Annotated in this window: 10 protein-coding genes; 9 read left to right on the forward strand and 1 reads right to left on the reverse strand. The window is 73.7% G+C overall.

Annotation, left to right across the window (positions count from 1 at the left end):
- Positions 1 to 11: 11 nt before the first annotated feature.
- From SSPS47_RS10350 to SSPS47_RS10370, 5 genes are all read left to right on the forward strand, one after another.
- Positions 12 to 1,340: a hypothetical protein gene (locus SSPS47_RS10350; protein WP_203557818.1), complete on the forward strand. Its 1,329-nt coding sequence runs from the start codon at positions 12 to 14 to the stop codon at positions 1,338 to 1,340.
- Positions 1,341 to 1,413: 73 nt separating this feature from the next.
- On the forward strand, positions 1,414 to 4,194 hold the full coding sequence (locus tag SSPS47_RS10355) for a serine/threonine-protein kinase (protein ID WP_164250465.1): 2,781 nt from the start codon (positions 1,414 to 1,416) through the stop codon (positions 4,192 to 4,194).
- A 3-nt stretch (positions 4,195 to 4,197) separates the two neighbouring features.
- On the forward strand, positions 4,198 to 5,619 hold the full coding sequence (locus SSPS47_RS10360; protein ID WP_164250466.1) for a PP2C family serine/threonine-protein phosphatase: 1,422 nt from the start codon (positions 4,198 to 4,200) through the stop codon (positions 5,617 to 5,619).
- Between the two features lie 320 nt (positions 5,620 to 5,939).
- Complete coding sequence (locus tag SSPS47_RS10365) at positions 5,940 to 7,295, forward strand: VWA domain-containing protein (RefSeq protein ID WP_164250468.1); 1,356 nt, start codon at positions 5,940 to 5,942, stop codon at positions 7,293 to 7,295.
- An 86-nt stretch (positions 7,296 to 7,381) separates the two neighbouring features.
- A complete protein-coding gene (locus SSPS47_RS10370; protein WP_164250470.1) occupies positions 7,382 to 8,593 on the forward strand; it encodes an FHA domain-containing protein in 1,212 nt (403 codons plus the stop codon).
- Here the strand turns inward: SSPS47_RS10370 and SSPS47_RS10375 are convergent.
- Complete coding sequence (locus SSPS47_RS10375) at positions 8,574 to 9,599, reverse strand: methyltransferase domain-containing protein (protein WP_164250472.1); 1,026 nt, start codon at positions 9,597 to 9,599, stop codon at positions 8,574 to 8,576. The genes SSPS47_RS10370 and SSPS47_RS10375 overlap by 20 nt on opposite strands.
- Positions 9,600 to 9,792: 193 nt before the next feature.
- Between SSPS47_RS10375 and SSPS47_RS10380 the strand changes: the two genes are divergently transcribed.
- The 4 genes from SSPS47_RS10380 to SSPS47_RS10395 all read left to right on the forward strand — a co-directional run bounded on the left by SSPS47_RS10380 (position 9,793) and on the right by SSPS47_RS10395 (position 17,735).
- Positions 9,793 to 10,191, forward strand: a complete 399-nt coding sequence (locus SSPS47_RS10380) for a globin (RefSeq protein WP_147875336.1) — start codon at positions 9,793 to 9,795, stop codon at positions 10,189 to 10,191.
- A gap of 176 nt (positions 10,192 to 10,367) precedes the next feature.
- Positions 10,368 to 13,769, forward strand: a complete 3,402-nt coding sequence (locus tag SSPS47_RS10385) for an ABC transporter permease (RefSeq protein ID WP_164250474.1) — start codon at positions 10,368 to 10,370, stop codon at positions 13,767 to 13,769.
- A gap of 1 nt (position 13,770) precedes the next feature.
- Positions 13,771 to 16,722, forward strand: coding sequence for an FtsX-like permease family protein (locus SSPS47_RS10390; RefSeq protein WP_239064836.1), 2,952 nt, complete (start codon positions 13,771 to 13,773; stop codon positions 16,720 to 16,722).
- The gene (locus tag SSPS47_RS10395) at positions 16,719 to 17,735 is read left to right on the forward strand and encodes an ABC transporter ATP-binding protein (protein WP_164250476.1); all 1,017 of its coding nucleotides are present in this window, start codon (positions 16,719 to 16,721) and stop codon (positions 17,733 to 17,735) included. Before SSPS47_RS10390 ends, SSPS47_RS10395 begins: the two co-directional genes overlap by 4 nt.
- The last annotated feature ends 46 nt before the right edge of the window (positions 17,736 to 17,781 follow it).

Here is a 17,781-nt window from a genome sequence, read left to right on the forward strand (position 1 = left end):
AGAGGTGATCGATGGGCGACGCGGGCTCCTTCACCGGTTCGACGGGGAAGTCGGCCGGTCCTGCCATGGACCGGGACGAGGCGGATCGTGCCCTCGCGCGCCTCGGCGCGGAGCGCGAGGCGATCGAGACGTCCCTGCTCGCCCTCCAGGACCACGCGGGCAGGCGGCTGCTCGAAGGGGCCTCCCTGACCGGAGTCACCAAGGACCGCTGGGCCACCACCGAACAGACGATCACCCTGCTGTGGAGCTACTTCGACGCCTACGGCGCCGCGCTGCGCGGCGCCCGCGAGGCCCGCGCCCGGCTGCGGTGGCTCAACCAGCAGGACCTGGTGGACCTGACCGAGAAGCTGCGGGGCCGCAGCGTCACGGTCGCGGGCTCCGCCACCGCCGTCCCGTCCATCGCGGGACCGGCGAAGCTCTCCGAGCAGTTCACGCTCGCCGAGCTGGTCGCGCGGATGAACGAGCTGTACGCGCAGTCGCTGGACATGGTCGTGGCGTCGGACTCCGTCTGGTCGGCGCTGCCCGCCCGGATCGACCTGCTCGCCGCCGAGCTGAACCGCACCCGCTCGCTGGCGCACTCCGCCGGGGTACGGCCCGGTGAGCACCCGGCGGGTGACGAACTGGAGGCGATCACCGACGAGCTGTCCACGCTGCGTGCCCAGGTGATCTCCGATCCGCTGGCCTTCTGGCAGCCGGTGCACGGCAGTTCGGCGCCCGGCGGCGGCCGGCCCGACACCGAGCGCTACGACCGGGCGGCCCGCGCGCTGGAGGACGTACGCCGCGAGATCGACGCGGTCCTGACGGTGCGCCAGGACTCGGAGGCGCGGCTGCTGCGGCTGCGTGACGTGCTGTCGCGCGCCGACCGTACGCTCACCGAGGCGCGGTCGGCCCGCGGCGAGGTGCTGGCGAAGATCGCCGCTTCGGAGGTGCCCGCGGTGAGCGGTCCGCCGACGGCGCTCCAGGAGCGGCTGTCGACGGCCGCCGAGTACCGCAGACACGCGCAGTGGCACCGCCTCTCCCCGCTGCTGGAGTCCCTGGAGCGGGAGGCGGAGGACGAACTGCACCGGGCCCGCGAGTCGTTGACGGCCGTCACGGCCCCGCTCGCGGTCCGGGCCGAGCTGCGCGGCAGGCTCGACGCGTACAAGGCGAAGGTCGCCAGGCACGGGCTCGCCGAGGACCTGATGCTGACCGAGCGCTACGACGCGGCCCGCCGGATGCTCTGGAGCGCCCCCTGCGATCTGCGCGTCGCCGAGCAGGCGGTGCTGCGCTACCAGCAGGCGGCGGCGGAGGCACTGGCCCAGCGGCAGTCCGGGCCCTCCGACCGCGGGGGGAACGCGTGAGCGAGGGCAGGGCGGTGGTCGGGAGACCGGGCGGCACCGGCGGAACGAACGACGTGGGCGAACGGGGGGACCGATGAGCGGGACGAGGGGATGCCAGCGCCCCGGCTGCGAGGGCAGTTACGAGGACATGGGCGGCGGTGAGCTGTACTGCGACAACTGCGGTCTGGCACCGGTCGTCCCGCCGACCGGCATGGTGTCGTCCCCGCCGACCGGGATCACCGGCGGCGGCAGGGACAGCAAGGGCAGCGGCCGGAGCAGCGGTTCGACGCGCAGCGGTTCGTCCCGCGCGTCGTCGCGGGCCTCCTCGCGCTCGTCGACGTCCCGGCGTTCGGTCTCGGGACGGCTGTCGCGTTCGCTCTCCGGCCGGCTCTCCAGCCGGTCGGTCTCGGTCCGCAGCTCCGGCACCGCCACCGCCGCTTCGGGGCGCAACCGGCTGGGCGCCGGCCTCGTCTCCGTACCGGACGTGCCGAGGCCCGATCCGCGCTCGGCGGTGATGACGAGCGCCGAGGTCCCGGAGCGCAAGCGGTACTGCTCGCGTTCCGACTGCGGTGCGCCGGTGGGCCGTTCGCGCGGTGAGCGGCCGGGGCGTACGGAGGGGTTCTGCACCAAGTGCGGCCACCCGTACTCGTTCATGCCGAAGCTGCGCGAGGGCGACATCGTCCACGGGCAGTACGAGGTCGCGGGCTGTCTGGCGCACGGCGGTCTGGGCTGGATCTATCTCGCCGTCGACCGCGCCGTCTCCGACCGCTGGGTGGTCCTCAAGGGTCTGCTCGACACGGGTGACCAGGACGCCATGGAGGCGGCGATCTCCGAGCGGCGCTTCCTCGCCGAGATCGAGCACTCCAACATCGTCCGTATCTACAACTTCGTGGAACATCTCGACCAGCGGACCGGCTCCATGGACGGCTACATCGTCATGGAGTACGTGGGCGGCAAGGCGCTCAAGGAGATCGCCAACGAGCGGCGCGGCCCGGACGGCAAGCGCGACCCGCTGCCGGTCGAGCAGGCGTGCGCGTACGGCATCGAGGCGCTGGAGGCCCTCGGGCATCTGCACAGCCGCAATCTTCTCTACTGCGACTTCAAGGTCGACAACGCGATCCAGTCCGAGGACCAGCTCAAGCTCATCGACATGGGCGCTGTCCGCAGGATGGACGACGACGAGTCGGCGATCTACGGCACGGTGGGCTACCAGGCGCCGGAGGTCGCCGAGGTGGGCCCGTCGGTGGCCTCCGACCTGTACACGGTGGCGCGCACGCTCGCGGTGCTGACGTTCGACTTCCAGGGCTACACGAACGTGTTCGTGGACTCGCTGCCGGACCCGGACAACATCGACGTGTTCCGGAAGTACGAGTCGTTCTACCGGCTGCTGGTACGGGCGACGGACCCGGATCCGGCGCGGCGGTTCGCCTCGGCGCAGGAGATGGCCGAGCAGCTGACCGGCGTGCTGCGGGAGGTCGTGGCGTTGCAGACGGGGCGCCCCCGCCCGGCGCTCTCGACGCTGTTCGGTACGGAACTGCGCGTCACGGACACGCGGTTGTTCGCCGACACCTTGCAGGACGTGTCACGGCTGGGGCTGCGCCCGGAGCCGGTGCGCGCCGGTCTGTTCGGCCGCCGCGACAGGGCCGCGATGGGCGGGAGCGGCGCCCCGGGCACGGCCGCGATCGGCTCCGGCTTCCCGGTCGGTGCCCCGCCCCCGCCGGGCGGGGGCAACGGCGCGCCCGTACCGCTGCCCGGCCGGCCGGCGATGCCGCCTCCCCCGGCGCCCTTCGGGGCACAGCCCCAACTCCCGCCCGGGAACGGTGGTCGGGCCGGCGTCCCGGCACCCCGGACGGCGCCGGGCGGCGCGGTCCCCGCCTCGCCCGCCGGAGAGACCCTGGAGACCGGCGCCCCGCTCGCGCGCATCGACGCGGGCGCCACCGCGCTCGCGCTGCCGGTGCCACGGGTCGACGCGAACGACCCCAACGCCGGCTTCCTGGCCGGTCTGATGGCCTCCGCCCCCGCCGAGCTGATCTCGGCGCTCGCGGCGGCTCCCGCCGACTCCGTCGAGCGCCGGCTGCGCGAGCTGCGCGCCCGGCTGGAGATGGGCGAACTGGTCACGGCCTCCGAGGCGTTGACCGAACTCGAAGCGTGCCACGCCGACGACTGGCGGGTGGTCTGGTACCGGGGTCTGGCCTCGCTCGTGACGGGTGAACACGAGATCGCCGCGCTCTCCTTCGACGCGATCTACGACGCGTTCCCCGGCGAGGCTGCGCCGAAGCTGGCGCTCGGGGTCTGCGCCGAGGTGCTCGGCCAGCTCGACAACGCGGCCGAGTACTACCGCCTCGTATGGATGACGGATCCGAGCTATGTCAGCGCCGCCTTCGGTCTCGCCCGGGTGCAGAACGCGGCGGGTGACCGGACCGGAGCCGTACGGACACTGGAGTCAGTCCCCGAGGCGTCGATCCACTACACGGCGGCCAGGATCGCGGCCGTTCGGTCCCGGCTGCGCCGCCGTGACCTGCGCTCTCAGTGGCCCGCGACCACGGCGGGAGCCGCGGCGGACACACCGCTGATCGACGATCTGCGGGCCGCCGCCGACCAGATCTCGCGGCTGGGCCAGTTCGGTCTGGACGCGCTGCGGCGCGAGCAGTTGTCGGCGGAGGTACTGGGCACGGCTCTGGACTGGGTACTCTCCGGTGGTCCAGGGAATCGGCCCGGACAGACCACGCTGCTCGACAGTGAACTGGACGAGCGCGGTCTGCGCTTGGGACTGGAACGCTCGTACCGGGTGCTTGCCCGGCTCGCTCAGCGTGGCGAGGAGAGGATCGACCTGGTGGAGCGGGCCAACCGCTTCCGCCCCCGGACGTGGGTGTGATTGATGTCGCAGATGCACCAGCCGACAGCCCTTTCGAGGTGCCCCGGTTGCGAGGAGCCGCTGGAGTCGGGCGACCTGTTCTGTGGTGCGTGCGGGTACGACCTGTCGGCCGTGCCCCCGCCCCCGGACGACCACCCCACGATCGTCATCAACGGCGCCCCCGCACCGGCTGAGGCCGCTTCGGGCGCCGCTCCCCCGGGCGCCGTCGACTGGCCCGCCGCCGCCGACAGGGACAGCACGAACACGCCCGCCCCGGTCCATCTGCCGGGCGAGCTGCCGGGCCTCGACTCGACCGGGGTGCCGCTGTCCGGGCACACCACGGCCGCGCCCACCCCGGCCGGTGACTTCGAACTCCCCGCGCCCGCCGCGGCGCCGGACGCGGTCGCCGGGGCCGTGCCCGCGGTGCCCCATGTCACCGACCACCGCTCGTCGGACCCGGACCCGGTGGCCCCCGCCGACCCGGCCGATCCCCGTACGGCGCCGCCCGCCGCCCCGGCGGGTACGAAGCTCTGCGTGGCCTGCCGCGCCGGCCATGTCGACACCGACGGCTACTGCGAGAACTGCGGTCACGCCCAGCCGCGCGAGCGCGACCACGTGGAGCAGGAACTGAACTCCGTGGCGGCGGTGAGCGACCGCGGACTGCGCCACCACCGAAACGAGGACGCGTTCGCCGTGTCGTCGGCCGCCCTGCCGGACGGCACACCGGCCGTGATCGCGATCGTCTGCGACGGGGTGTCGTCGGCGACCCGCCCCGACGAGGCCTCGGCGGCGGCCTCGGCCACCGCCAACGAGGTGCTGCTGGCCGCACTACCGCGCGGCACGCACCCGCAGCAGGCGATGCACGAGGCGATCGTGGCCGCCGCCGAGGCCGTCAACGTCCTTGCCACCCGGCCGGGTCGGGCGGGCGAACACGAGGCCGCGCACCGCGCGCAGAACGCGCCCGCGTGCACGATCGTCGGCGCGGTCGTGGCGAGCGGGCTGCTGGTCGTCGGCTGGGTCGGCGACAGCCGCGCCTACTGGGTGCCCGACGACCGCACCGGCCCGCCCGCGCGGCTCACCGAGGACGACTCCTGGGCGGCGCAGATGGTCGCCGCGGGCCTGATGAACGAGGCGGAGGCGTACGCGGACGAGCGCGCCCACGCCATCACCGGCTGGCTCGGCGCCGACGCGTACGAACTCGAACCGCACACGGCGTCTTTCAAGCCGGACCGCCCCGGGGTCGTGGTGGTCTGCACGGACGGGCTGTGGAACTACGCGGAGAGCCCGCAGGAAATGGCCCGGGTCCTGCCGCCCGACGCCGCCGGTCGGCCTCTGCACAGCGCCCAGGTGCTGGTCGGCCACGCGCTCGACGGTGGGGGCCACGACAACGTAACAGTGGCCCTGCTGCCGTTCGCCGTACCGCAGCAAGGGGCAGGATCCGGCTAGGTCCTGTCCGGAGGATCTTCGGGGATCGGCCCGGGGCTTCCGGTGCGGTGCGTCGCAAGGCGGAGGATCGTGCTCGTACCGGGCGTACGTGCACGACTCCGACCACGCGGCGAGGTGCCGTGCCGGACGCCCCGGGGGCCCCGGAGATCGCCGGACAGGGCCTGAGCCCGGCCTGAGCACCCCACTGCCCGGCCCACCGGACCGGAGGGGCGACCCGGACCGGCGCCCGGTCCAACCCCGGGAGCACGCCGGCCCGTTGTCCAGCCGTCCCCCTCAAGTCTCAGATCTTTTGCCAGTGGAGCGTCAAGGAGCCGATACAGATGGCGAACTTCTCCAAGTCGACGGTGCCGCAGTTCTCCGTCGAGGTGTACCAGAACGAGTTCCTGCCGGAAGGCGGGCGCGAGGTGAACGCGATCGTGACGGTTACCTCCACCGGGGGTGGCACGAGCGGCGGGGCGCCGCTCACGGGCGCGCCCCCGGCATCGGCGACGCCGCCGGGCGGGAACCCGAACGCGGCCGTTGTGATCATGGTCGACTGCTCGGGGTCGATGGACTATCCGCCGACGAAGATGCGCAACGCGCGCGACGCCACGTCCGCCGCCATCGACACGCTGCGCGACGGTGTCGCCTTCGCCGTGGTGGCCGGCACGCACGTGGCCAAGGAGGTCTACCCGGGCGAGGGCCGGCTCGCGGTCGCCGACGCAGGCACCCGCGCGGAGGCCAAGAACGCCCTGCGCAAGCTGAGCGCGGGCGGCGGTACGGCCATCGGCACCTGGCTGCGCCTCGCGGACCGGCTGCTGGCCTCGGCCGACGTGTCGATCAGGCACGGCATCCTGCTCACCGACGGGCGTAACGAGCACGAGACACCGGAAGACCTGCGTGCCTCGCTCGACGCCTGCGCCGGCCGTTTCACCTGTGACGCCCGCGGTGTCGGCACGGACTGGGTGGTGAAGGAGGTCACAGGCATCGCCTCGGCGATGCTCGGCACGGCGGACATCGTCGCCGATCCCTCGGGGCTGGCCGCCGACTTCACCGAGATGATGGAGAACGCGATGGGCAAGGAGGTCGCGGACGTCGCGCTGCGGCTCTGGACACCCGTCGGCGTGGAGATCAAGTTCGTCAAGCAGGTGGCGCCGACGGTCGAGGAGCTGACCGAGCGGCGTACGGACGCCAATCCCCGTGCGGGGGACTATCCGACCGGCTCCTGGGGCGACGAGTCCCGCGATTACCACGTATGTGTCCAGGTCCCGGAGGCGGGCGTCGGCCAGGAGATGCTGGCGGCCCGGGTCTCGCTGATCCTCCCCGCCGCCGACGGCACGTCGCAGGTGCTGTCCCAGGGACTGGTACGGGCGGTATGGACCGACGACATGGTGGCGTCGACGTCCATCAATCCGCAGGTCGCGCACTACACGGGCCAGGCCGAGCTGGCGCAGGTCATCCAACAGGGCCTGGAGGCCCGTAAGTCGGGCGACTTCGACGGCGCGACGGCCAAACTGGGGCGCGCGGTACAGCTCGCGTCGGACTCGGGTAACGCCGATACGGCGAAATTGCTTTCGAAGGTGGTGGACGTGGTCGATGCGGCGACGGGTACTGTGCGACTGAAAGCGAAGGTCGCGGACGCGGACGAGATGACACTGGAGACTCGCTCGACGAAGACAGTCCGCGTCAAGAAGTAGCGAACAGCGGCACGTCACGTCACGTCACGTCACGTCACGATCAACCGCGGCCTGCGGGCCGGACGAGGAGAGGGGGAAGCGCCGACATGCCGACTTGCCCGAACGGACACCAGTCGGGTTCCGACGACTGGTGCGAGGTCTGTGGCCATCGCATGGCCGGAGCCGGCGCTCCCGCCGGTTCGGTGCCGCCGCCTCCCCCACCGCCCGCGCCCGGCTACGGCTACCCGCAGGACCCGAACGCGACTGCGCAGGCGGAGCTCTGCCCGCAGTGCCGCACTCCTCGCGAGGGCAACGCCCTGTTCTGCGAGGAGTGCCGGTGGAACTTCCTCACCAACACGGCCACCTCGTACACGCCGCTGGCTCCGCAGCACCAACAGCCCGGACCGGGTGGTCCCGGCGGGCCGGGAGGACCGGGTGGACCGCCGCCTCCGGGACTGAACCTGCCGCCGGGCTTCCAGGCCCAGCAGGGGCCACCCCGGCCGCCGGAGCCCTACGACTACCAGGGCTCGCGCCCCTCCCAGCTGAACCGGCCCGCCGAGCCGCTGCTCCCCGATCAGCAGGGCGGACCCGGTGGACCCGGCCCGCAGGGCGGGCACCCCGGTCCCCCCGGACCTCCCGGACCGCACGGCCCTCCCGGTCCCCATGGCCGGCAGGGACCGCCGCCGCCCCCGCCGTACCAGCAGCAGGGCCCGCCGTCGCCTCCCTCGTTCCAGCAGTCGGGGCCCCCGGCGCCCCCGCAGCAGACCGGTGGCGACGACTGGGTGCTGCCGCCGCCCTCGCAGGCGCAGGCTTCGGCGCCCCCGCAGCAGTTCCAGCAGGGACCGCCGCCGCAGCAGCACCAGCAGCAGCAGCACGACCCGATGCAGCAGCAGCCCCACCAGTACCAGCCGCCCGGCAACTGGACCGCGGTCGTCGCGCCGGACCGTGAGTACTTCATGGCGATGATGCAGCGCAGCGGCCCCGAGGCGACGGGCCTCAACCTGCCCGCGTACTCACCGGAACAGCACCTTCCGATGACCGGGAACCAGATCACCATCGGCCGCCGTCGCCACTCCACCGGTGAGTCCCCCGATGTCGACCTGTCCGTCCCGCCGGAGGACCCGGGCGTCTCGCACCAGCACGCGGTCCTGGTCCAGCAGCCCGACGGCGGCTGGGCGGTGGTCGATCAGAACTCCACCAACGGCACGACGCTGAACGGCGCCGAGGACCCGATCCAGCCGTATGTCCCCGTCCCCCTCAAGGACGGCGACCGCGTGCACGTCGGTGCCTGGACGACGATCACGATCCGCCGGGGCTGAGCGGCCAGACGTACGGCCCCGAGGGGTCGTCCAGCCAGGCCCACTGCCGGTCCCGGCCGACGGTGATGCCGAACCTCTCCCGCTGCGGGCGCTTCTCGCGCTCCCAGAGGGAGAGGGCCTCGTGCGGGTCCAGGCTGCCCGCCGTCAGCGAGAGCATGAAGCGGAAGAGTTCGTTCTCCAGCGCCCGTCTGGGCAGTCCGCCGATCCGCTGGAGGACCGGCAGCCCCGACTTCTCCGTGCCGCCCCGCAGCGGGACGAAGAAGGCGGACGTGTGCAGGAAGTGCCCTTCCGCGTAACGGCCGTGGAGGTCCTCGCCGACGTCCAGCGCGATCAGTCCGGTGGACAGCGGCGCCAGGATCCGCGCACCGTCCGCGCACTGCTCCAGCCAGCCGGACGGCACCGCGGACAGCGTGCAGGTCGCGATGATCCGGTCGAACGGCGCCCGGCGCCGGCAGCCGATCGCACCGTCGCCGGTGACGACCGCGGGCCGGTATCCGGCGCTCGCGAGATGCGTACGGGCGGACTCCGTGATCTCCGGATCCAGATCGACGGTCGTCACGCGCTCGTCACCCAGCCGGTGCGAGAGCAGCCCCGCGTTGTAGCCGGTGCCCGCGCCGATCTCCAGGACGGTGTGCCCCTCGCGCACCTCCAGCTCCGCGAGCATCCGGGCCATCAGCGAGGGCTGACTGCTGGAGGAGATCAGTTCACCGTCCCGTACGCGGGTGGCCAGCGCCCCGTCCGCGTACGCGCCGCGCAGCCAGCGGAGCCGCCGGACCGGATCGGGGTCCTCGCGCCACAGCCGGTCGTGGCCGCCGGGTCTGCTGACGAAGTAGTACGGCACGAACACATGGCGCGGCACCTCCTCGAACGCCGCGCGCCAGGCCGGGTCGGCCAGCGACCCGTCGTCCACCATGCCCCGCACCATGGCGGCACGCGCCTCGGCGGCGACGCCCTCGTCGTCGTCGCCCGGCCGGTACGCCTCGTGGTGCTCGCGGTGAACGCCCATGACCCCACTGTCCTGTGTCCCGGGCGCGGAAGCGAGCAGTACCGTCTCCCGGACCCCGGGTAACCGGATTCCCGGGCGTGATCGGCCGGTTCCGTGAGGTGGTCGTGCAGGACCCATGTCCTGCCCGGCTGAGATCGCCCGTGCGGGACCTAGATCTCAGGTACTCGGCCGGTGGGTCTGAGACCATGGAGGGGTGAACGAGATTCCGCGCGGCACACTTTCGGAGCAGACCTTCTACGAGCAGGTCGGCGGGGAGGAGACCTTCCGGCGCCTGGTCCACCGGTTCTACCAGGGGGTCGCCGAGGACCCGCTGCTCCGGCCGATGTATCCGGAGGAGGATCTGGGGCCCGCCGAGGAGCGGTTCACGCTGTTCCTGATCCAGTACTGGGGCGGCCCGCGCACCTACAGCGACAACCGGGGCCATCCCCGGCTGCGGATGCGCCACGCCCCGTTCACCGTCGACCGGGCCGCGCACGACGCGTGGCTGCGGCACATGCGGGTGGCCATCGACGAGCTGGAGCTCTCCGAGGAGCACGAGCGGCAGCTCTGGAACTACATGACGTACGCCGCCGCGTCCATGGTCAACAGCTGACGCCCCGCCCCGGCCCCGGCCCGGCGGACACCCGCCGCGCCCCGGAATACGGAACTCCCGTTCCGCACAACGGTCACGATCGGATCAATGTAGGCCCGTGAGCGGTTTCCACGGGCGGGTGCCCTCTGAAAGTATCCGAGGCTCCGGGGGAGAACGACGGATCGCAAGGGGGACGTGTGACGGGGTTCGTCTTTCTGCGGGTCCGCGCGCACCGGCTCCTGCTCGCCGCCGCCCTTCTCGCCGTCCTCCTCACCACCTCCGTCCTGTCGGCCCTCACCGCCTTCTCGGGTTCGATCGGGGACGCCGCGCTCCGTCACACGCTCCAGGGCCGCGAGGCCGCCTCGGCGGCGCTCGTGATCAGCGCGCAGGTCGCCGCCGACGACCGGGAGGCCGCGAACGAGGCCGCCTCCGAGGCCGCGCGTAAGTCCTTCGACGGGCTGCCGGTCACCGTGGGGAAATTGGAGCGTTCCGGGTCGTACGCGCTCCCCCGCGCTCTCCAGCCGCCCGCCGCCCGCGAGGGAGAGCCCGACCTCACGCACTTCGCGACGCTCGACCGCTCACGCGTACGGCTCGTGACCGGGGCCTGGCCCGCCGCGGGTGACGCCACCGCCGGCGACCCCGTGCAGGCGGCGTTCCCCGAGGTCGCCGCGGCCCAGCTCGGGCTCAAGGCGGGGACCCGGCTCACCCTCGTCGACCGGCTGGGGGACAGACCGCTCACGATCCGCGTCACCGGCATCTACCGGCCGGCCGATCTCACCGACCCGTACTGGAAGTTGGACACCCTCGGCGGCCACGGGGTCCGGACGGTCACCTTCACCACCTACGGCCCGCTGCTCACCGACCCCGCCCTGTTCGACTCCGGACGGCTCTCGGCGGGCGACCTCGCCTGGCTGGCCGCCGCCGACTTCCGGTCCGTCACCACCGGCCGTATCGATTCGCTGCGCACCTCGGCCGAGCGGGGTCCCAAGACCCTCGCCGAGCAGCCGGTCTTCGCCGACGGCGTGAACGTGAGCACCGCACTGCCGGGGGTGCTCGACCGGACCCAACGCGCGCTGCTCGTCTCCCGCTCCACGCTGCTGATCGTCGCCGTGCAGCTCGTACTGCTCGCGGGTTACGCCCTGTTGCTGGTCGCCCGCCTGCTGAGCACCGAGCGGACGGGCGAGACAGATCTGCTGCGGGCCCGCGGGGGCTCGCGGCGCCGGATCCTCTGGCTCACCGCCGTCGAGGCGCTGCTCCTCGCGCTGCCCGCCGCGCTCTGCGCGCCGCTGCTCGCGGGGCCGCTGACCCGGCTCCTCGCCGACAGCGGCAGGCTCACCGAGATCGGACTGCGGCTCGGTGACACCTCCACCGCCGAGGTGTGGCTGACCGGCGGCGGGGTCGCGCTGGCGTGCGCCGCCGCCGTCGTGGCGCCCGCCCTGGCCTCGGCCGGCGCGACCCGGCTGCGGCGCGGCAGGGCCAAGCCGCTGCCGGGCCCGGTGCGCGCGGGCGCCGACGTGGGGCTGCTGGTGATCGCCGCCGTGGCGTACTGGCAGTTGGACCGGCAGACGGCCGCCTCGGGCGGCGGCGCGCTGAGCGGTGACAGCCGGGGCGAACTCGGCATCGATCCGCTGCTGGTCGCCGCTCCCGCGCTGGCTCTGCTGGCGGGCACCGTACTGACCCTTCGCCTGCTGCCCCCCGTGGCACGCCTCGCCGAACGGCGCGCGGCGAACGGGGCGGGCCTGTCGTCGGCGCTCGCCGGCTGGCAGTTCAGCCGCAGGCCGCTGCGCGGCGCGGGCCCGGTGCTGCTGCTGGTGCTGGCCGTGGCGATGGGGATGCTGGCGATCGGGCAGAGCGCGTCGTGGGACCGTTCGCAGGAGGACCAGGCGGACTTCCGGACCGGCGCGTCGGTGCGGGTGGCGACGGACCGGCCGGGGGATCCCGGGCAGGCGGGGATCTACGCCGCGCTGCCGGGGGTGCGCGACGCCGCCCCCGCGCACCGCGCGACCTCCGAGCTGGCGGGGAACCGGATGGCGACCGTCCTCGCACTGGACACCGCTCACGCGCGGGAGCGGATGCTGCTGCGGGACGACACCCCCGGACTGTCCGGCGACGAGGGCGCGGCCCGGCTCCTGGACGCGCTGAAGCCGCCGGGGACGGCACGGCCCGGCGCCCCGCTGCCCGACGGCACCCGTCAGCTCCGGATCACGCTGCGGCTGACCGACACCGGGGCGGACGACGGAGTGTCGCCGACCGGTGCGGAACCCTTCGCCACGGTGGTGGTCGAGGACCGGTACGGCGTCGGCCACCGCATGCCCGTGGGCGAGGTGCCCGTCGACGGCCGCCCGCACACGGTGACACTGGATCTGACCGGAGCGGCGGACTCCGCGGCCGGGCCCGAGGCGAGGACCACACCGCTCGCCCCGGCCGAGCCGCTGGCGCTGACCGGTCTGGAGTTCGTCTCCACCGCTCCGCAGGGCAGCAGCGAGACCCACCGGCTCAGCGTCGACGCGCTGCGCTCGCTGGACGCCGACGGCACCGTGCGCCCGGTCGACGTCGCCGAGGACCTCGACTGGCGGGCGACGCGGCTGAGTTCCCTGGACGGCGAGGCGGACCCGGAGGTGCCGCTGAAGCCGGCCGCCTCGGCGACGGCCCCGCTGGCGCTCTCGTACGAGACGGGGGTCAGCCCGCTGGCCGGGCCGTACCTGGATCCCGCGCGAAGCGTCACCGTCCATGTGAGCGCGGCGCGCGCCGAACCACCGGCCGTGCTGCCCGGGATCGCCACCGACACCTTTCTGCGCGCGGCCGGCGCGAAGAGGGGGCAGAACGTGGACGTCCAGATCTCGGGCCAGCGCCTCCGGGTGAAGATCGTGCGCTCGGTCGACCAACTGCCCACCACCGGGGCCAGCGCCCTGAGCGCGCGGGCGACCTCGGAGACCGTCGACGGCGGGCGTCCGGGTGACGGCGGCGGACTCCTGGTCGATCTGCGCACCGCCAACGAGGTGCTCACCGAAAGGCGCGTGGCGTCGCTCGCCCCCACCGAGTGGTGGCTGAGCACGGCACCGGACCGTACGGCGGAGATCGCCGAGACGCTGCGGAAGCGGTCCGACCTCGACCCGGCGCAGGTCCTGGTACGCGACGAGACGGCGGACGAGTTGCTGAGCGATCCGCTGGGAGTCGGCCCGCAGTCCGCGCTGACGGCCGCCGCCATCGCGGCGGCGGCGCTCGCGGCGGTCGGCTTCGCGGTGAGCGCGGCGGGGTCGCAACGCGAACGGGCCGCCGAATTCGCCCTGTTGAGGGCCCTGGGGACGCCACGGCGCCAACTCGCCCGACTGATAGCCACCGAACAGGGCGTGCTGCTGACGGTCGCGCTCCTGGTCGGACTCGCCCTCGGCGCCGTCCTGACCAGGGCGGTGGTGCCCCTGGTCGTCCTGACGGGCCAGGCCACCCAGCCGGTCCCGCGCGTCCTGGTCGAACTGCCCACGGGCCAGGTGGCGGCGCTGCTGGCGGGGGTGTCGGCGCTGCCCCTGCTGATGATCGCGTCCCTGGCCCTGCGCCGCACGGACCCGACGGTCACGCTGCGCGAACGGGGAGGCAACTGAGATGCGAACTCCTTCGCGGGACCCCAACGGGAACGGCGGGCCGGAGACCGCGGGCGGGCCCGAGTCACGTACACCCGGCGGCGACGGGGCCACCCGCGGCCGCCCGCTGCGAAGCGCCGGATCCCGCGCCGGGCGCCCCGCGCGGGCCGTCGCGCCCTGGGTGCGGACGCGGCTGCGGACCGCGCCCGGCGCGGCCGTCGCGATGGCTGTGCTCGTCGTGCTCACCGCCTACCTCGCCGCCGCGTTCCCCCGGTCCGTCGACGCGTACGAGACCCACGGCCTGCGTCACGACATCCGGAGCGCCACCGCCGTCGAGAGGGTCCTGGAAGTCAGTTCTCCGGCGTTCGGCCCCGGCGTGCCGCGGGCGGACCGGGAGGAGACGCTGCGCGGCGCGTGGGTGGCCCGGACGCAGCGCAAGATCGTGCGGGGTCTGCCGGCGCCGGTACGGGCCGACGAGGGCAGTTCGGCGTACGGCGTACGGACCTCCGAGCCCATCGAGGGCACCGACCCCTGGCTGGCCGCGCCCGACAATCTGCCGCCGATGTTCACCCTCGCGGCCCAGGCGGCCCTCGACAGCCACTCCACACTCCGCGAGGGCCGGCTCCCCCGCGCCGACGCGCCGGTGACGGAGAGCACGGAGGAGGTGGAGGCCGCGGTCACCGCCGCGACCGCCAAGTCGCTCCATATCGAGGTCGGTTCGGTGGTGCACGTGCCGGCCGCCGGCCGGGACGAGATCGGTGTACGGATCACCGGAATCGTCGTGCCACGCGACCCGGACAACAGCTACTGGTCCTTCGAGCCCACACTCCGCTCCCCCGCCCTGGTCGCCTTGCCGACCGACGACCGCCCGCAGCCCCGCTACTGGCGCGCTGCCCTCCTCCTGCCGCCCGACGCCGCCCCGGTACTGCTCGCCACCACCGGCGAGCCGCAGCTCTACTGGCGGATCGCGCCCGACACCGACGCGCTCACCGCACGCGACGCGCCGGCGCTCGCGTCGCGCGTCGCGTCGATGAAGAACGGCCCGGAGCTGACCGAACTGCGCACGAACGTCGTCGGCCCCGTGGCCGTGGTGGCGACGAGACTCGACGACATCGTCGCCGGGCACCGCTCGATGCGTGCCGCCATCTCCCCGGTCGTCGCCGTCGCCGCACTGGGGATCGGGGCCGTGGCCGCCGTCGTCCTGGTGATGGCGGGCGGCCTGATCGCGGCACGGCGCCAGGCCGAGCTGGGCCTGCTGCGCTCACGCGGCGGATCACTGACCGGCATCGGCGGCAGACTCCTCGCCGAGACGGCGGTGGTCGTCCTGCCGGCGGCGGCCGTCGGCCTGTGGCTCGCCGTCCTGACGGTCCCGGAGGCCCGGCTGCTGCCCGCCGTGGCCGCCGCGGGCGCCGCGGCCCTGCTGGCCTGCGCAGCGCTGCCGGTACGGGCCGTCGTACGGCACCGCAGGCCACTGCCGCACGGGGGCCGCGAGGATCTCGTCCGGACCCGGCCCTCCCGCCGCCGCACGATCGCCGAACTGACCCTGCTGGCCCTGGCGATCGGCGCGGTGGTCGCGCTGCGCCGGCGCGGCACGGGCGGCGCGTCCGGCTCCGCGGGCACCGGTGGCGTGGGCGACGTGGACTATCTGGTCAGCTCCGCGCCGGTGCTGGTGGGACTGATCGCCGCGCTCGTCCTCGTACGTCTCTACCCACTGCCGCTGCGTCTCGCGGGCCGCCCCGCCGGCCGGCTGCGCGGCGCGGTCGGTTTCCTCTCGCTGGCCCGCGCGGGCCGCGCGTCGTCGTCGGGCGCGCTGCCGCTGCTCGCCCTGCTCGTCGCGCTGACGACGGCGGCGTTCGGCGGCTCGGTACTCGCCGGGATCGAGAGCGCCAGGGAACGGGCCGCCGTGCTGGCGACGGGCGCCGACGCCCGCGTCAGCGTCGCCGGCACGTCGCCGGCGCTGCCCGACGGCCTGGCCGCGGCCGTGGGGAAGAGCTCCGGGGTCGATGAGGTGACCGCGGTGCGCGTCGAGTACGGCGTACCGCTGGCGTCCGACGGCGAGGATCCCCGGACGGCGCGCGGTGTGACCATGATCGGTGTGGAGCCGCGGGCGTACGCGCGACTGGCCCGGCAGACCGGCCTCGGCGAGTTCTCCGCCGACGCCCTGAAGTCCGTCGGCGGGGGCGGTGTGCGCGACGGCGGACCGGACCGGAACCGGGTACTGCCCGCGATCGCCTCACCCGCCGTCGCCGAACGTCTCGGTGACCAGCCGCGTGACATCCTCTCCGAGGCCGGGGAGTTCAAGGTGCGGGTCGCGGAGATACACCGGAACACCCCGGCGGCACCCGGCACCGACTATCTCCTGGTGAACGCGGCCGACCTGACGCAGCGGGCGCCCACCACCCTGCTGGTCGGCGGTGCGGAGCTGGACGGCGCGGCACTGCGCCGTACCGTCGCCGGGTTCGGCGACGATCTCAGCGTCAAGCTGCGCACCGAGGAGCGGAGCACGTTCGTCAACACGCCCATGCAGGAGGGCGCCGAGCGGATCTACGCTGCGGCGATCGCGGCGGGCGCGGGTTACGCGCTGCTGGCCCTGCTGCTCTCGCTGTCGCAGACGGCCCCGGAGCGCGTCACGTTGCTGGCGAGGCTGCGCACCATGGGCCTCACGACGCGGCAGGGCCGCCAGCTTCTCGGTCTGGAGGTCCTTCCCCAGGCGCTGCTGGCCGCCGTGGGCGGGGCGCTGGTCGGCTGGGCGACCGTCGTACTGCTGGCGCCGGGCGTGGATCTCGTACGGCTGGCGCTCAACGCGACGTCGGACGTGACGCTGGACGGGGCGCCGCTCCAGGCGGATCCGTGGTCGCTGGTGCTGCCCGCGGTGGGGGTACTGGCACTCGCCGGGGCGGTGTCGGTCGTCCAGGCGTGGTGGGCGGGACGACAAGGGTCGATCAATGAACTCAGGGCAGGAGACAGCCGATGACATCGTCGACCGGGTCGAGCAAGTCGGGTGGGTCCGCTGTGTCGGGTGAGTCCGGTGAGTCGGCAGTGACGCTGGAGCAGTTGGAGCGACGCGCGGGTACGCACCGCGACCGGCCGTCGTACGGCCACGACGCGCTCATCGCCTGCGACCGGCTGGTGCGGATCTTCACCGCCGACGGAGTGGAGGTGCAGGCCCTCCAGGGCCTCGATCTCCTGGTCGCGGAGGGCGAGTTGATGGCTCTCGTGGGCGCGTCGGGCAGCGGCAAGTCGACGCTGATGAACATTCTCGCGGGGCTGGACGTCCCGACGGCCGGCGCCGCGAAGGTGGCGGGGCGCGATCTGCTGGGCATGGACGCGAAGACGCGGCTGCGCTACCGGCGCGAGGCGGTGGGCTTCGTCTGGCAGGAGACCGGACGGAATCTGCTGCCGTATATGACGGCCGCTCAGAATGTGGCGCTGCCGATGCAGTTGAGCCACCGGGGTGGCCGCGGCCGGCGGGCCGAGCGCGCCGCGCGGGCGGAGTCGCTGCTGGCGATGCTGAACGTCGCGGACTGCCGCGACCGCCGCCCGCGCCAGATGTCGGGAGGCCAGCAGCAGCGCGTGGCGATCGCCGTCGCCCTTGCCAACTCCCCTTCCGTACTGCTGGCCGACGAGCCGACGGGTGAGCTGGACTCGGCGACCGGTGAGCAGGTGTTCGCCGCGTTCCGGCGGGCGAACGAGGAGCTGGGCACGACGATCGTGATCGTCACCCACGACCAGGCGGTCGCGAGCGAGGTACGCCGGACGGTCGCCATCCGCGACGGCCGCACCTCGTCGGAGGTCCTGCGCCGCACGGAGGTCGACGCGACGACGGGCCAGGAGTCGGTGGTGGCGAGGGAGTACGCGATGCTCGACCGTGCGGGCCGCCTCCAGCTGCCCGCGGAGTACACGAAGGCACTGGGCATGGAACAGCGCGTGCTGCTGGAACTGGAACAGGACCACATAGGAGTCTGGCCGGACACCCCACCCACCTGACCAACCCACCCCCGCCCGGCGAGCATTTCAAGCCCGTCCGGCGATT

This window comes from Streptomyces sp. S4.7, from assembly GCF_010384365.1.
In the GTDB taxonomy this organism is placed as follows: domain Bacteria; phylum Actinomycetota; class Actinomycetes; order Streptomycetales; family Streptomycetaceae; genus Streptomyces.

Excerpts from the sequence above, each read along its gene's own strand:
- SSPS47_RS10370 (WP_164250470.1), top strand. The coding sequence starts at position 7,382 with ATGCCGACTTGCCCGAACGGACACCAGTCGGGTTCCGACGACTGGTGC.
- SSPS47_RS10360 (WP_164250466.1), top strand. The coding sequence starts at position 4,198 with ATGTCGCAGATGCACCAGCCGACAGCCCTTTCGAGGTGCCCCGGTTGC.
- SSPS47_RS10375 (WP_164250472.1), bottom strand. The coding sequence starts at position 9,599 with ATGGGCGTTCACCGCGAGCACCACGAGGCGTACCGGCCGGGCGACGAC.
- SSPS47_RS10365 (WP_164250468.1), top strand. The coding sequence starts at position 5,940 with ATGGCGAACTTCTCCAAGTCGACGGTGCCGCAGTTCTCCGTCGAGGTG.
- SSPS47_RS10350 (WP_203557818.1), top strand. The coding sequence starts at position 12 with ATGGGCGACGCGGGCTCCTTCACCGGTTCGACGGGGAAGTCGGCCGGT.
- SSPS47_RS10395 (WP_164250476.1), top strand. The coding sequence starts at position 16,719 with ATGACATCGTCGACCGGGTCGAGCAAGTCGGGTGGGTCCGCTGTGTCG.
- SSPS47_RS10390 (WP_239064836.1), top strand. The coding sequence starts at position 13,771 with ATGCGAACTCCTTCGCGGGACCCCAACGGGAACGGCGGGCCGGAGACC.
- SSPS47_RS10355 (WP_164250465.1), top strand. The coding sequence starts at position 1,414 with ATGAGCGGGACGAGGGGATGCCAGCGCCCCGGCTGCGAGGGCAGTTAC.